The following is a 14,138-nucleotide window of genomic DNA, read 5'->3' as shown; positions in this document are numbered from 1 at the left end:
CTGCATCAGCGGCACTGCTCACCAAAGCCAAAGGCTAAAAGCTAGCGCGATAGCCCCTTGATCTCGGTATCAGCGTGAATTCAGCACACTCAGATGGAAAACACCTCGCGGGCATCTGCAATGCTGCCGGTGAGGGCGGCGGCGGCGACCATGACGGGGCTCATGAGCACGGTACGGCCCGTGGGGCTGCCTTGGCGGCCTTTGAAGTTGCGATTGGAGGAGGAGGCGCAGAGTTGATCGCCGATGAGCTTATCGGGATTCATTGCGAGGCACATGGAGCAGCCTGCAGCACGCCATTCGAAGCCTGCTTCGCTGAATACCTTATCCAGGCCTTCCTGACGGGCCAGCACGTCCACGATCTGAGAGCCTGGGACAGCGATGGCCTTCACACCAGCGGCGACTTTGCGACCTTGGATGAATTTCGCCACTTCGCGGAAGTCGCTGAGGCGTCCGTTCGTGCAGCTTCCGATGAAGGCCACGTCGATCTTGGTGCCTTTGATCGGGGCACCGCCCTGGAGCTTCATGTAGGCGAGCGCCTCTTCGGTCGATTCACGCTGCGTGGCGGATTTCGCATCGGCCACGGAGGGGACGTTTTCGGTCACGGCGATGGCTTGGTCCGGGCTGACGCCCCAGGTGACGGTCGGCGGGATGTCCTCGGCCTTGATGTTGACCACGTCGTCAAAAACGGCGTCGGAATCGGTCGCGACGGCTTTCCATTGCTCGACGGCTTTGTCCCACTCCGCGCCTTTTGGCGAGTAAGGACGGCCTTTGAGATATTCGAAGGTCTTTTCATCGGGATTCACATAGCCGCAGCGTGCACCGCCTTCGATGGCCATGTTGCACACGGTCATGCGCTCCTCCATCGAGAAGCTATCGAACAAACTGCCGCCGTATTCATAGGCGTAGCCTTTGCCACCACCAGCACCGAGCAGGCGGATGATGTGCAGCGCCACGTCCTTGGCATACACGCCGGGCTTGAGCTGCCCATCCACATTGATGCGGCGGACTTTCATGGCACTGAGGGCCATGGTCTGCGTGGCCAGCACGTCGCGCACCTGCGTGGTGCCGATACCGAACGCGATCGCGCCAAAGGCTCCATGCGTGGCGGTGTGGCTATCGCCGCAGGCAATGGTGGTGCCGGGCTGCGTGATGCCCTGCTCTGGCCCGACGACGTGGACGATGCCCTGCTTGCCGCTGGCGAGGTTAAAGTAGGTGATGCCTGTTTCGCGGGCGTTCTTATTGAGCTCCTGGATCATCGCTTCAGCCAGCGGATCGGCAAAGGGGGCCACCTGGCTGTCCGTGGGCACGATATGATCCACGGTCGCGAAGGTGCGCTGCGGGTAGGCGACCTTCAGCCCCAAATCACGCAGCATGCCAAAGGCCTGCGGGCTGGTCACTTCATGCACCAGGTGCGTGTCGATGAGGAGCTGGGTTTGGCCATTGGAGAGTGTTCCGACCGAGTGAGATTCCCAGACTTTGGCGAAGAGAGTTTTGCCCATGATGTGATGCGTGCGATTTGGAGGATTTTGGAGGGGCTGTGAGGCTAGCACGCGCCCCTAACAGCGCAAGGCCGAGCCTCGGGATCAAATCGTCATCGACGAATAACCACCGTCCACGACCATCTCATGCCCTGTGACGAAGCTACCACCGCTGCCTGCCAGCAGCAGGGCCGCAGCGACGAGCTCGCGGGCCTCGCCAAAGCGATTCATCGGCGTGTGGCCCATGATTTTCGCCACGCGGTCTGGTGTGAGCACCTTCTTATTCTGCTCCGCTGGGAAAAGCCGGGGACGAGCGTGTGCACCCGGATGCCCAGCGGTGCCCACTCACGGGCGAGGTTTTTGCTGAGATTATGCACCGCCCCCTTCGACATCGAGTAGGTGAAGACACGGCTCAGTGGCAGCAGACCCGACATGGAGCCCAGATTGATGATCGAGGCAGGCGTCTTGTGCTCCACGAAGTATTTCCCGAAGACCTGGCAGGCCAAAAACACCGCTTTGGTGTTGATGTTCATGATCCGGTCGTACTCCTCCTCAGGGATGTCGAGGAAGGGCGTGGGAGAGTTCACACCGGCACCATTGACCAGGATGTGGCAGCCACCGCTGCGCTCCAGCACCTGATCGAGCAGGATTTGCAGATCCGCTTTGCGACTGGCATCTGCGGAGATGAAGTAGGCCTTACCACCCGCGGCATGGATGCTCTCCAGGCGCTTTTCCGCCTTGGTAGCATCACGCCCTACCAGCACCACCTCTGCGCCAGCCATTGCGTAGCCTTCTGCGATCGCGCCGCAGAGTTCGCCCGTGCCACCGATCACCACGGCGGTTTGATTTTGCAGAGAAAAAAGCTCAAAAATGGATGTCATAAGGCCGCGCATGTATGCCAGGATGCCCCTTGGCCGCAAACACCTTCTCGCACTCTGATGAAGAACTCCCTTCCATGAAGCAAAAACCACCGACACCGCACGTTTGATGCTCACTCATTATGAAACTCCAACTCTCCGCCCTGATCGCCCTCACCGCATTCTGCCTCCTCCAGGCCGAGGATAAGCCAAAAACGGCTCCAGAAGCCACACCTGCCACCCCCAAGCCCGCCATCGTGAAAACTGAAGAAGACTGGAAAAAAATCCTCACCGAAGATCAATTCTCCGTCACTCGCATGCGTGGCACGGAGCGTCCCTTTGGCCACATCTATGAGGAATTCGAAAAGCAGGGCGAAGGCACCTACTACTGCGTGTGCTGCGGCGCAGAGCTCTTCACCTCCAGCACCAAATTCCACTCCGGCTGCGGCTGGCCCTCCTTCTACGACAGCTCCAAGGCCAAAAATGTGCTCGAAAAGGTCGATAACAGCCACGGCATGAAACGCATCGAGACCGTCTGCAAGCGCTGCGATGCCCATCTCGGCCATGTTTTCGAAGGCGAGTCCGTCTCCGCTGCCACACCCACAGGCCGCCGCTTCTGCATCAACGGCATCGCCCTCAAATTCATCCCCAAAGGCGGTGAGGCCCCCAAACTGCTCGAAGTCGCCTCCGAAGCCGTGCAGAAGAAAAAGGACGAAGTCGCCAAAGGCGATGCCGCAGCCCCAGAAACCAAAAAATAGCTCCTAGCGGCCAAAAAAAGAACTCCACACGGCCTTTTCGCCATGTGGAGTCCTTCAAATCACTTTTGCAGAGCCGCAGATCACTTCGCGCCACCGAGGAGGCCGCCAAGCAGGCCACCTAGGCCGCCGCCGTCCTTCATCACGCTACCCAGCACATTTTGGAGCTGATCCGCGCCGGGCTCATTTTGCTCGATCTGGCCTTTCGGCGTCAGTTTGTCGATCACCAGGGGCAGAAACTGCGCCAGCAGCGGCGTGAGCGATCCCGCATTCAGACCCAGCTTGCTCGCCAGACCCTGGATCGCATCACCGCCCAGGGCATTCTGCACCTGGTCAGCGTTCACAGGCTGGTTCTCGCCCGTGCCCACCCAGGAGGAGAACTGGTCACCCAGCCCGGCCTTTTGGAACTGGCCCATCAGCCCTTGCAGGCCACCGGATTGATTCAGCAGCCCACTCAGCATCGCTGCTGGGTCTTGCTGTTGGCCGCCGGAGTTTCCGCCGAGCATGCCGCCCAGCACATTTTTTGCGAGTGAATCGAGTAATCCCATAGAGGCCGCGAGATTCAGGGCAGCGGCAGGAATGTCAAGCCCAGTAACCTCTCTTGCCCCACGAGGCACGATCCGCCGCCCGCGAGCGAGGGAATTGCGTGACGGCTTGACCATAAATCGCCAACCGCTACTCTCCGCCCCCCTCAAACCTACCCATACGATCACCATGCCCCAGACCCACGAATTCCAGGCCGAAGTCAAACAAGTCCTCGATATCGTCATCCACAGCCTCTACACCGACCGCGAGATCTTCCTCCGCGAGCTCGTCTCCAATGCCGCAGATGCGATGGAAAAAATGCGTCTCACGCAACTGACCGAAAAGGACATCTTTGATGCCACCGCCGAGCTGCAAATCAGCATCACCACCGACGAAGCTGCCAAAACCCTCACCATCGCCGACTCCGGCATCGGCATGACACGGGCCGAGCTCATCGAGAACCTCGGCACCATCGCCCACAGCGGCTCCAAAGCCTTCGCCGCAGCTTTAAAGAACGCCGGCAAGCAAAACGACGCCACCCTCATCGGCCAGTTCGGCGTCGGCTTCTACTCCGCCTTCATGGTCGCCGACAAAGTCGAAGTCCACACCCACTCCTGGCGCAACGACGGCGAGCACCTCATCTGGACCAGCGACGGCACCAGCAGCTACACCATTGAAGATGCTCCCGGCCAGGCCCGAGGCTGCAAAATCGTCCTCCACCTCAAAGAAGACGCCGCAGACTTCGCCCAGGCATCCACCGTCCGGCAGATCATCGAAAAACACTCCAACTTCGTCAGCTTCCCCCTCCTGCTCAATGGAGAACGCGTCAACACCGTCGAAGCACTCTGGCTCAAATCCAAAGACAGCATCACTGACGAGCAGTACAACGAATTCTACAAATTCACCGCCCACGCCTTTGATGATCCCAGCTACCGCATGCACTTCCAGGCGGATAGCCCCATCATCATCAATGCCCTCCTCTTCACTCCCACCCAAAACATGGAGTCCTTTGGCATGGGGCAGATGGAGCCCGGCGTCTCCCTCTACTGCAAAAAAGTCCTCATCGACCCCAAACCGAAAAAACTGCTCCCCGAGTGGATGCGCTTCGTCCGCGGCGTCATCGACAGCGAAGACCTCCCGCTGAACATCTCCCGCGAAAGCATGCAGGACAGCGCCCTCGTCCGCAAAATCGGCGACGTCGTCGTCAAGCGCCTCCTCAAGCACCTCGACAAAGAAGCCACCGACGACGACGCCAAGTACAGTAAATTCTATGCCGACTTCAGCCGCTTCTTCAAAGAAGGCGTCGCCACCGACCACACCCACCGCGACGCCATCGCCAAGCTCCTCCGCTATGAATCCAGCATGACCCAGCCCGGCGAGACCATCGGCGTCGCCGACTACGTCAAGCGCATGACCAGCGACCAAAAAGCCATCTACTACCAAGTCGCCCCCTCCCGCGCCGCCATCGAAAGCGGCCCTTATTTGGAGGCCTTCAAAGCCAAAGGCATCGAAGTCCTCTACATGTTCGAACACATCGACGAATACGTCATCAGCAGCCTGCACAAATTCGATGACAAGGACCTCAAATCCGTCAACGCCGACGACATCGACCTCGGAGACAGCGACGCCGAAGGCGAAGCCCTCCCCGAAGCCGAAACCACCACCCTCTGCGACTGGATCAAAGAACGCCTCACCGCCCAGGTCGATACCGTCCGCCCCGGCAAGCGCCTCGTCGGCTCCCCTGCCCTCGTTTTGACCCCTGAGGGCGAAATGACCCCGCAGATGCGCCAGATGATGAAAGCCCTCGGCAAAGACAGCGGCATGCCCGGCCCCAAAGTCGTCTTTGAGATCAATCCGCGCCACAACCTCGTCAAAGGCCTCTCCAAGCTCCACCAAAGCGACCCCGAAACGGCAGCCCTCATCTCCGAGCAAATCCTCGACAACGCCCTCCTCTCCGCCGGCCTCCTCGATGAGCCTCAACGCATCATCGAACGCACGCAGAAGCTCATGGAGAAGCTGGCGAAGTAAGGGGGACCGTTCTAGGTTCCTGGTTCGTCGTTCGAGCTTAAGCCAGGTCGGGCGTTCAATGTTGAACGTTCGATGTTGAATGTTCGTAAGCGTCACTGGAAGCACCTAACGCCGCTGCGGCGGGCCCAGCCCCAAAGCGACATGGACGATGATAGGCAAATGTCGATTCACGGCAGGCTGAACAACAACTTTGTCTCAGCCTGCTACGACCGCTTTTTCCTTTGATTTGACCCTATCCTCAGGGATTCGCCATCATGCTCTTGAGTCTCTCCGATTCTGCTGGAGGCATGCTTTTAAGAAGCGGCTTCAGGGTTTCGTTGCCAACCATTTTCCCATCTCGAATGTAAAGCCAATCGGATATATCGACATCAAGGATGTCAATCCGATCTCCGAGCTTCACACTCGCGACGATGCCCGGATCGTTATTGATGGTGCCCAAAGTCTTGCCGTCTCGACGCTCAATGTCCGTGGCCCAAAAATGCTCCGTACCATTCTCGTCGGTGATCTTCACCTTCAGGGAGAAGTCGCTCTCCCCCAATGCTCGCTTGTCAAAGACCTGCCAAAACTGGGGGAGCGTCTCACGCGCCTTGGCAATCGCCGCGATCATTTCAGGATCATTTGCCTCGACGTTAAAGACCTTATCCTTTTTGGAGCACGCAGGAAGCAGCGAGAAAAGGACGGCAATGAATGCGACAACGGAAGTTGGGAAAAGTTTCATGGCATATTCTGGCTCCAAACCGAGCACGTTTGCTCTTTTAACATGGACTTGCCCGGAGCACTATTATTTCAGCTTACCGCTTCGGATGCTGTTTGAAGCACTTCACGATGACCTCGGGGGCTTTTTTCGGGAAGCTGTGGTTGCCAGGGTGGATGGCAGTGATGACGGGGGTGCCGGTGGCGGAGGGATACAGGGTGCAGCTCGGCTCCTGATCCCAGGCGACTCCGGCGCTGCATGCATTGAGCTTTAGCAGGGCCTGGATGGTGGCCTGCTGCCAGGCGTATTTCACGAGGGGATCGTTTTCACCAGCGATGTGCAGCACGGGTTTGGGCTTCAGGGAGGATCGGCTACGTGTGGCGGCTGAGGCGGATGGGGCCATGGCGGCGAAGACGTCTCCGCGCTCTGCCCACAGCAGGTAGGTGAAGCCGCCGCCATTGGAGTGGCCGGTGGAGTAGATGCGTTTGTCATCGACCTGGTAATCGGCCCGCAGGCCTGCGAGTACGGTATCGAAGAGCTTTAGATCACGATCCCCCAATATCCCGGCGGTGCTTTGCCAACCCGGCTTTTTCCCCTCAGGATCGGTGAGTCTGCCGGGTGTGTTGAGTCCTTGGAGAAAGACGACTAGCGCCTCAGGCCACAGTTCATGGATGGGAAACATGCGGGTGGCGTTGTGCATGTTGCCGCCATGTCCGTGGAAGGCGAAGACGACAGGCGTCGGCTGGGTTTTGGCGGTGGCGGGCACATGCACGAGGCCTACACGCTTCACGCCTTCGATCATCCATTCACGCGGCATGGGCTCGGCGGCCAGACTGACCGTGATGAGAGACATGAGGCTGATGAGGGCGAGGTGGTGTTTCATGTGGCTTTATCAAACTCCCCGCCGGGGATAAAGATGCACTTTTTCTGCGGCCGATGGGCAGCATGTCGGGGTCGCTGCTTTGCAGACATGGAGCTTGTCCGCCACAAAAGAAGACACTGACCAGTGTGCTGCTCTGGGCAGCGACTGATCAGTGTCCAAGGGGAGCTTTTGAGCCGGATTAGTGATTGTAACCGGACTCGCCATGCTCGGCGAGGTCGAGGCCCTGGCGCTCGTCGTCGCTGGTGACGCGGAGGCCGATGGTGAGGTCGATAGCCTTCAGAAGAATGATGCTGACGATGCCGGAGAGCACGGCTGTATAGAATGCGGCGAGGAGCTGGGTGGTGAGCTGGGAGCCCATGGTCATTCCTTCGGCGTAACCGAGACCTCCGAGGTCTGGTGAGGCGAATACGGCGACGAGGATGGTGCCAACGAAGCCACCGACACCATGGACGCCAAAAACATCGAGTGAGTCGTCGTAGTTGAACTTCTTTTTCAGCTTGGCGCAGGCGATCCAGCAGACGAGGGCGGAGACGCTGCCGATGCAGATGGCTCCGAGTGGCCCGACTTTGCCCGAGGCGGGTGTGATGGCCGCTAGACCAGCGATGGAGCCTGTGGCGATGCCGAGGGCGCTGGGCTTGCCGAGTTTGATTTTTTCGATCAAGGACCAGACGACGCAGGCGGCACAGGCGGAGAGGTGGGTGACGACGACGGTGAGCGCCGCATTGCCATTGGCTCCGACCTGACTGCCGCCATTGAAGCCGAACCAGCCGACCCAAAGCATGCCTGCACCCGCGATGGTGAAGGGCAGATTATGCGGCATCATGGCGGTGTGTGGGAAGCCCTGACGCCCCCCGACCATGATACAGGCGACCAATGCGGCGACGCCGGCTGTGATGTGGACGACGATGCCACCGGCGAGGTCGATCACATTGGTGAGGCCAAAGAAATTCATCTTATGCCACACGCCCCAGCAGACGGGGACATAGACGAGGAGGCTCCATAGCACGCTAAAGATCATGATGGCGCTGAATTTCATGCGCTCGGCGAAGGCTCCGATGAATAGACCGGGCGTGATGAGGAAAAACATCATCTGGTAAGCGAACCAGAGGTGCTCTGGGATGCCTGGATAGGCAGCGTAGCTACTGCTAGGTGTGACGCCTTTGAGGAAGATTTTATCCAAGGTGCCGATGAAGGAGCCGTCGCCAGTAAAACTGAGCGAGTAGCCACATACTAGCCAGACGAGGCTGAGCACGGCGGTGAGTGCAAAGCACTGCATGAAGATGGAGAGCACGTTTTTCGAGCGCACGAGCCCCGCATAGAAGAGCGCTAGCCCAGGAATCATCATGAATAGGACGAGTGCGGTGGAGGCGAGCACCCAGGCGGTATCGCCAGAGTTGTGTGCGGGGCCATCAGCGGCATGCAGGGCGGGCGCGGCACAGCAAAGCACCGCCGTGGCAACGGCAGCGCGGCCGCGCATGGACAATGCGGGTCGGATCATGATTGGGGAAGGTGATTGGTTGGTTGGAGTGGCTATTCCTGGTTGGGAGAATAGCCAGCTCGTATCAAGCAAGGACCGTGCCAGTTTTTTGTCCTATTTTATTTATGAGCCGTGACTGCCTACCCACGCAGCCCCGGCGGCACCGGGGTGCGTTTTCGCGGCCTTATTTCTTCTTTTTGAGGATGACGTCCCCGAGGCTGAACATGGGGCCGTAGATGGCGTAGATGAGGAAGCCGACCATGACGCCGAGAATGAGCATGGTAAGGGGCTCGATCATTTTATCGAGTGTGGCAGCGAGGTTATCGAGCTCTTCCTCATAGTCATCTGCGATCTCGGAGAGCATTTCTGTGCCGGAGCCGGTCTCCGAGGCGAGCTCGATCATGCCGCAGAGGTTACGTGCATCTGGCCCCATCCAGTGGGCTTCCATGAGGAAGGCCTCATGGAGTGTACGGCCGACGCCGATGTGATCCCGCAGCCGGAGGAAGAGTTCCTTGTAATGGTAGTGCCAGCTGGCCTGTGAGGTGATCTCTAGCGCGGAAGTGAGGCGTACGTTCGACTCGGTGAGCATGGCGAGCGTGCGAAATCCGACGGCTGCGGCGGATTTTCGGACGAGGACGCCTACGACGGGCAGTTTGAGGAAAAAATCCTGCACACCGCGGATGGATGCGATCTTCCCCCAGTTCGAAAAGAAGATATAAAGCCCAACAAAGGGAAGAATGGCGATGTAGGGCCGCTTGAGCAGTATTTCAGAGAGCGCAATCAGCGCCCGTGTGCCGAGAGGCAGCTCCGTTTTGAAGGAGGCGAACAAGTTCGCCATGGCAGGCACGAGAGTCATACTCATGGCAATGACGACGATGACCCCGAGCACGATAACCACAGCAGGATAGATCATGGCTCCCTTGAGCTTTTTGAGCACTTTGGAGGACTTTTTCGCAGCGATAGCGATACGGCGGCAGACTTTGGGGAGCTGTCCCGCCTCTTCACCCGCCATGATGAGCGAGAGCATGTCCTCTGGGAAGAGCTTGGGGAATTTCATCATCGTGTCGCTGAGCTTGTCACCGACAGAGATGCCGTGGATGAGCTCGGCGATCATGCCCTTGTAGCTGGCAGATTTGACGCGATTGGTCTGGAGGGAGAGAGATTTGGTGAGGGAGATATTTCGCTCCAAACAGCGTGCGAGGCCGGAAAAGAAGGCCGCACGATCATCCACATCAGGCTTGGGGGAGGTGAGACGATGCAGCTTTTCATCGACACCAATGATGGTGGTGATGCTGGTTGATTCATTGCTGCTGACGCCTGCGCCTAGGAGGGCCTTGTCATCGGAGTCCGTGTCCACGAGTGCCTCGGCTGATTTGCCGGTGTGGACATTGGTGATTTTGACTTTCTTGAGCATGGCGTGGGCTGTTGGAGAGGCGTTTTTGGACGAAAAAGGGGGCTGCTACGGCGAGACGACGGGGGTGCGCAGGGTCGTGATCAGTCGCGGGCGGTAAGCACGGAGGGTGAGGTCTGCGCCGGAGATTTCTGGCAGGGGTGCATCATCGGTGCCGGGGTCTTTGGAGATATTGACGATGGCCCGGCAAGAGACGGACTCCATGAGGAGGCCGTTGACATTGACGACGCCATTTTCGATGAGGTCGGGGCCTGTGGCATCGTGGCTATCACCGTAGAGAGCGGTATCGAGCAGCGTATTGGCATCCTGCTCCGGCATGATGGCGAGGACTTGCGCACGCGAGAGCCCGAGCTGCCAGAGACGGAGCATGTTTTCTTGGTAATTACGCGTGATGGCGACGCGGAAGGCGAGCTCCTCTTGCAGCATGGAACCACTGGCGAGGCTGACGGCGGCGGTGGCTCCGATGGCTACGACGGCACCTGCGGCGAGTACCTCGATGAGGGTCAGCGCATGGGTGAAGCAGCGATGGAGGCGTGTATGTTTCATGTGTCCTCAGGGTCTGAAATAGGTTTCCTGCCATGCCTCACGGGGCAGAAAGGTGGAGAAAGCAGGTCCCTCTGGGGCATAGCCAGAGGCACTAGGGTCCTCATCTGCTCTGAAGACGAGGCGACTGGGATTCGGGGAGCCCTGGGCACGGCGCTTGACGGTCCAGTTCGTCATGATGCCGCCGTAGATGTGGACATTCCGTGTGGCATTGCCGGGCATGTTAAAGAAGAGGGTGTGATACTCATTGATGAACATGCAGCGCCAGCGGTGGGTATCGCCAGTGAGGGGTGCATTGATCCAATTCAGGTCCACATCACGAGCAGAGTCACTCTTGAAGGCGAGGACATGGCGGCGTGAGTTCTCACGCTCAAAGCGGATGTCACGTATCCAGCGCCCGCTGCCATCTGGCAGGATGGTGATGATGACGGGCTGGAGCTTGGAGGCGTTTTTGAAGTCGTTCGTGTTCGATTGGCCTACGAAGACGATTTGATTGACCACGCCGCTAATGCGGAGATTCCGCAGCGTGGCGGAGCCTAGGACGATATTGAGGATGCGGAGCTTCGGCTCATAGCCAGAGGGCCAGTTCGGTGGTGGATAGGTGGGACTTGCCGTTTCATACATCCACCAAGCGGGCGGATTGACGGATGCCTGCCGGCCATGCACGAAGACGTCGATGACGTCCGTCTGGTTTCTGCCTGCGGCAGCCTCCCGCGCTTGGAAGTTCCACAGGGAGTTATCTGGGTTGTGCGAGTTGTTGATGACATTGAGATAGCCATCGTAGCTTTTCCCCACTCCTGTGCTGCTATCGACGGGGCCGGTGGTGGTCAGTGTAGCCGGTAGATTCGATGGCAGCAGGTCTGAGGAGGGGCCGCCGCCAGTGCTGATGGCGGTGCCATAGATGGGATGCGCCACGGTGGTGTCTGACGCTGTCTGACTCTGCACGTACAGCGATTTCGTCTGAAAGGGCAGCTTTAGTGGACTCGGAGTAGTCGGGACAAAGAGCGAAGGTGCATGACGGATCACCGTGCGCCCCTGGACGATCCACTTCGCGATGTGACCAGCATCCGAGCCCGAGCCGGGGACTTCCGTATGAATGTCCAGCGCAGTGGTGACGCCTTCCGGTTTGCGATAAACGCAGAACAAATCTCCTGCGAGCAGCGGCGACATCGACTTGAAGAAATGCCAGCTCTCAAAGTCATCAAGCACTCCTGATTGGGCCTCTGCAGGACGGGTGAGCCGCTCAGAGCTATAGTAGGCAGCTCCTGGCCGAAAACCCGTGTAGTTATAAGGATACACACTGCCCGTAGAGAGAGCGGGGAAGAAGGTGTTGGAGTAGAGATTGAGGCCTGACCAACCATCCGAACTATTGATGCTGCCTTCTCCAGTATCGAGCAGAAAATCGGTCTGCGCTGCGAGACTGCTGTTGCGCTGAAAGGCAGCGAGGTAAGTCAGCTCACGCCCAAGCTGGCGACTAGTCTCTAGCGCCACGCGACGACGGCTAAAGTCCTCCATGAAGCTGACCTGCATCGCCCGCACATTCATGAGAGAGACCCATGAGGAGATGAAGAGCCCTGCCACGACCAAAAGCATGAGCGAGACGGCCATCAGGGCGCCTGTGGTCATGCGGGTAGGACGTCGAGAGCGAGGTTGCATGATGATGAGTAAGTGCGTGACTTCAAAGAGCGGGGAACATGCGCACGGTAAACATGTAGGAGGAGCGCCCTCCCATGCGGTTATAAGCGGCACGCGGATCAGTCGCGTCGAGTGCGTCAGAAACAGGGCCTAGGTGCCGTGCGAGGGGATCTGGCCACCAAACAAAATAAAAGGGCGACTCTGCGGCACGCTTAAATCGGTCGATGGCACTGCCCTCACGCAGGGCCATGCGAGATGACCGCTCAAAGCTGACGAACACGGGGGCGAATCCATCATCAGCCCATTCATTCGGACGAAGGTGTGAGTAATTCGGCACCGAGGGTGGATAAAACACTTCGTAGCTATGATTGTAGGCTAGCGCAGCGTCATCCATGGCGGTAGCTGGGGCTGCATAACGACGCACGGAGGCGAAAATGCCCTGTGGATCACCCAAGGAGCCCCCTGCGAAACGGACGAGGTCGATTTCATAGATGGCATTGACCTTGAGGAACCCACTGAAGCGACTGTAGCCGAGGATGAAAATACTGGCGTTTTGTGGCTGGATGCTGCCAGAACCTGGATTGCGATAATCGACGTATAGTGTGCTGCTCACCGCTCCGATGGTGATGAGATGCTGACGAAACTTCTGCGGCGTATCGAGCTCAGAATGCGTGAGAGGGTCGTAAGCGATGAGTGAGGGCCGATAGGTATTCAGGCCATTTCGTCCGAGGCAGAAAACGGCCGTCGCTTCATGCACATCGTTGTTAAACTCCTCCCGCATCTGCTCGGCCAATGTGGAGGCACCCGCACTCGGGGCAGGCACGGCTTCAAAGGTGCTGCTAGAGCCATCACCGTAAAAATTGACCATGTTTGCTGCACCTAGCGGCACACTGACCGGACCAGAAAGCGTGCCCTGATTTTGAACGATAGTCCCATACGTCGTCACAGCACCACCGATGACGATGGCGCTGAGTGAGACGACAAGTAGCAGCTCTATCGTGGAGAAACCGCTTGGTCTAGGATGTCGCAGGGATGGCAGCATTAGGGTGATTTAGGCGGTGGGGATGATGGCAGCGGAGCAGATGGGAGGAAGAGCATGCGCGTCATCGTCTCAACGGAGGCATCCTGAGGGCTCGTGGGCGCTGGCTCTGCACTGGCACCGCGGCGTGAGGGCATTTCGGCACCGGGTATCTCAATTTCGACGGGCAGTGCTGCGGGCGCGGTTTGGTTGGGTTTCATGCTTCCAGCCCCCTGCCCTCCTGAAGGAGGCTGCGGCTCTCCATTGCGCCGGATGAGCTCTTGGTAGGTCCTTTTGCCAAAACGGCGGCCTTCTTTCGGCGGAGAGCCAGGCATGACGAAATCGACGCCAGGCCCGAGATCGACCGGGATGACCATGCTCTTGGGTGGGAGGCCCGTGATTTCCTTATCCTGCCATTCGAGCTCAACATATTGATGACTGATGCTTTTGACTCGTAGCTCCACCCGCTGGCCAGTGAACAGAGCCGGGACGGGCTCACCGGGGATGAGCATGATGTCACCGAGCATGATTTTCTCTGGAATGCCTGTGGGTCCGATACGGCGTCCGCCGACGGGGAGCTTCAAAAGCATGTCTCGCACGCGATTTTCCTCAGTGTCACCAGGCGAGTTGCGGTTGGCGACTTCTGCTGCGGATTCAAAGGGATTGGGCTCGTCTGGTTTGACGGTTTCGGGGCTTTTTTCATCTGGGCGGACGAATTGATACTTCACCCGGTTGCCGCCCTCCTCGGCAGCGGCCTCCTGCGCCTGTAGCATGGCTGGAGTAGCCAGCATCAGGGCAACGAGGTAAAAAATGGGATGTCTGATTCTCATGATG

12 protein-coding genes and 1 pseudogene are annotated in these 14,138 nt (G+C 58.6%); 2 read left to right on the top strand and 11 right to left on the bottom strand.

Annotated features, from left to right (window positions below):
• Window positions 1-89: 89 nt before the first annotated feature.
• Together leuC and IPK32_10400 are read right to left on the bottom strand one after the other, a co-directional pair.
• Window positions 90-1,499, bottom strand: a complete 1,410-nt coding sequence (gene leuC / locus IPK32_10405; protein MBK8092361.1) for a 3-isopropylmalate dehydratase large subunit — start codon at window positions 1,497-1,499, stop codon at window positions 90-92.
• An 84-nt stretch (window positions 1,500-1,583) separates the two neighbouring features.
• A pseudogene (locus IPK32_10400) lies at window positions 1,584-2,359 on the bottom strand (SDR family oxidoreductase).
• A gap of 119 nt (window positions 2,360-2,478) precedes the next feature.
• Here IPK32_10400 and msrB point away from each other — a divergent pair.
• Window positions 2,479-3,093, top strand: a complete 615-nt coding sequence (gene msrB, locus IPK32_10395) for a peptide-methionine (R)-S-oxide reductase MsrB (GenBank protein MBK8092360.1) — start codon at window positions 2,479-2,481, stop codon at window positions 3,091-3,093.
• A gap of 80 nt (window positions 3,094-3,173) precedes the next feature.
• On the opposite strand, the gene IPK32_10390 is transcribed toward msrB, so the two are convergent.
• Entirely contained in the window at window positions 3,174-3,638 is a 465-nt protein-coding gene (locus tag IPK32_10390) for a DUF937 domain-containing protein (GenBank protein ID MBK8092359.1), read from the bottom strand.
• A 166-nt stretch (window positions 3,639-3,804) separates the two neighbouring features.
• On the opposite strand from IPK32_10390, the gene htpG reads away from it, so the two are divergent.
• Window positions 3,805-5,643, top strand: coding sequence for a molecular chaperone HtpG (gene htpG / locus IPK32_10385; protein ID MBK8092358.1), 1,839 nt, complete (start codon window positions 3,805-3,807; stop codon window positions 5,641-5,643).
• A 238-nt stretch (window positions 5,644-5,881) separates the two neighbouring features.
• On the opposite strand, the gene IPK32_10380 is transcribed toward htpG, so the two are convergent.
• From IPK32_10380 to IPK32_10345, 8 genes are all read right to left on the bottom strand, one after another.
• Window positions 5,882-6,388, bottom strand: a complete 507-nt coding sequence (locus tag IPK32_10380) for a DUF2314 domain-containing protein (GenBank protein MBK8092357.1) — start codon at window positions 6,386-6,388, stop codon at window positions 5,882-5,884.
• A gap of 46 nt (window positions 6,389-6,434) precedes the next feature.
• On the bottom strand, window positions 6,435-7,220 hold the full coding sequence (locus IPK32_10375) for an esterase (protein ID MBK8092356.1): 786 nt from the start codon (window positions 7,218-7,220) through the stop codon (window positions 6,435-6,437).
• Between the two features lie 178 nt (window positions 7,221-7,398).
• On the bottom strand, window positions 7,399-8,703 hold the full coding sequence (locus IPK32_10370) for an ammonium transporter (protein ID MBK8092355.1): 1,305 nt from the start codon (window positions 8,701-8,703) through the stop codon (window positions 7,399-7,401).
• 178 nt (window positions 8,704-8,881) lie between these two features.
• Window positions 8,882-10,111: a type II secretion system F family protein gene (locus IPK32_10365; GenBank protein ID MBK8092354.1), complete on the bottom strand. Its 1,230-nt coding sequence runs from the start codon at window positions 10,109-10,111 to the stop codon at window positions 8,882-8,884.
• A 45-nt stretch (window positions 10,112-10,156) separates the two neighbouring features.
• Window positions 10,157-10,654 (bottom strand): hypothetical protein, encoded by a 498-nt coding sequence (locus IPK32_10360; GenBank protein ID MBK8092353.1) that lies wholly within the window; start codon window positions 10,652-10,654, stop codon window positions 10,157-10,159.
• 6 nt (window positions 10,655-10,660) lie between these two features.
• Entirely contained in the window at window positions 10,661-12,307 is a 1,647-nt protein-coding gene (locus IPK32_10355) for a hypothetical protein (protein ID MBK8092352.1), read from the bottom strand.
• Window positions 12,308-12,329: 22 nt separating this feature from the next.
• Entirely contained in the window at window positions 12,330-13,328 is a 999-nt protein-coding gene (locus IPK32_10350; GenBank protein ID MBK8092351.1) for a hypothetical protein, read from the bottom strand.
• Window positions 13,328-14,134 carry a hypothetical protein gene (locus IPK32_10345; GenBank protein MBK8092350.1) on the bottom strand — a complete coding sequence of 269 codons (807 nt, stop codon included), beginning with the start codon at window positions 14,132-14,134 and terminating at the stop codon, window positions 13,328-13,330. The genes IPK32_10350 and IPK32_10345 overlap by 1 nt, the downstream gene beginning before the upstream one ends.
• Between the last annotated feature and the right edge of the window lie 4 nt (window positions 14,135-14,138).

The sequence above is a fragment of the Verrucomicrobiaceae bacterium genome (genome assembly GCA_016713035.1).
Lineage (GTDB): Bacteria > Verrucomicrobiota > Verrucomicrobiia > Verrucomicrobiales > Verrucomicrobiaceae > Prosthecobacter.
This window is presented reverse-complemented; position numbering and strand designations above follow the sequence as displayed.

What these genes read in the sequence shown, in the direction of transcription:
- leuC (MBK8092361.1), bottom strand. Translation starts at nt 1,499, where the DNA reads ATGGGCAAAACTCTCTTCGCCAAAGTCTGGGAATCTCACTCGGTCGGA.
- msrB (MBK8092360.1), top strand. Translation starts at nt 2,479, where the DNA reads ATGAAACTCCAACTCTCCGCCCTGATCGCCCTCACCGCATTCTGCCTC.
- IPK32_10390 (MBK8092359.1), bottom strand. Translation starts at nt 3,638, where the DNA reads ATGGGATTACTCGATTCACTCGCAAAAAATGTGCTGGGCGGCATGCTC.
- htpG (MBK8092358.1), top strand. Translation starts at nt 3,805, where the DNA reads ATGCCCCAGACCCACGAATTCCAGGCCGAAGTCAAACAAGTCCTCGAT.
- IPK32_10375 (MBK8092356.1), bottom strand. Translation starts at nt 7,220, where the DNA reads ATGAAACACCACCTCGCCCTCATCAGCCTCATGTCTCTCATCACGGTC.
- IPK32_10365 (MBK8092354.1), bottom strand. Translation starts at nt 10,111, where the DNA reads ATGCTCAAGAAAGTCAAAATCACCAATGTCCACACCGGCAAATCAGCC.
- IPK32_10360 (MBK8092353.1), bottom strand. Translation starts at nt 10,654, where the DNA reads ATGAAACATACACGCCTCCATCGCTGCTTCACCCATGCGCTGACCCTC.
- IPK32_10355 (MBK8092352.1), bottom strand. Translation starts at nt 12,307, where the DNA reads ATGCAACCTCGCTCTCGACGTCCTACCCGCATGACCACAGGCGCCCTG.
- IPK32_10350 (MBK8092351.1), bottom strand. Translation starts at nt 13,328, where the DNA reads ATGCTGCCATCCCTGCGACATCCTAGACCAAGCGGTTTCTCCACGATA.
- IPK32_10345 (MBK8092350.1), bottom strand. Translation starts at nt 14,134, where the DNA reads ATGAGAATCAGACATCCCATTTTTTACCTCGTTGCCCTGATGCTGGCT.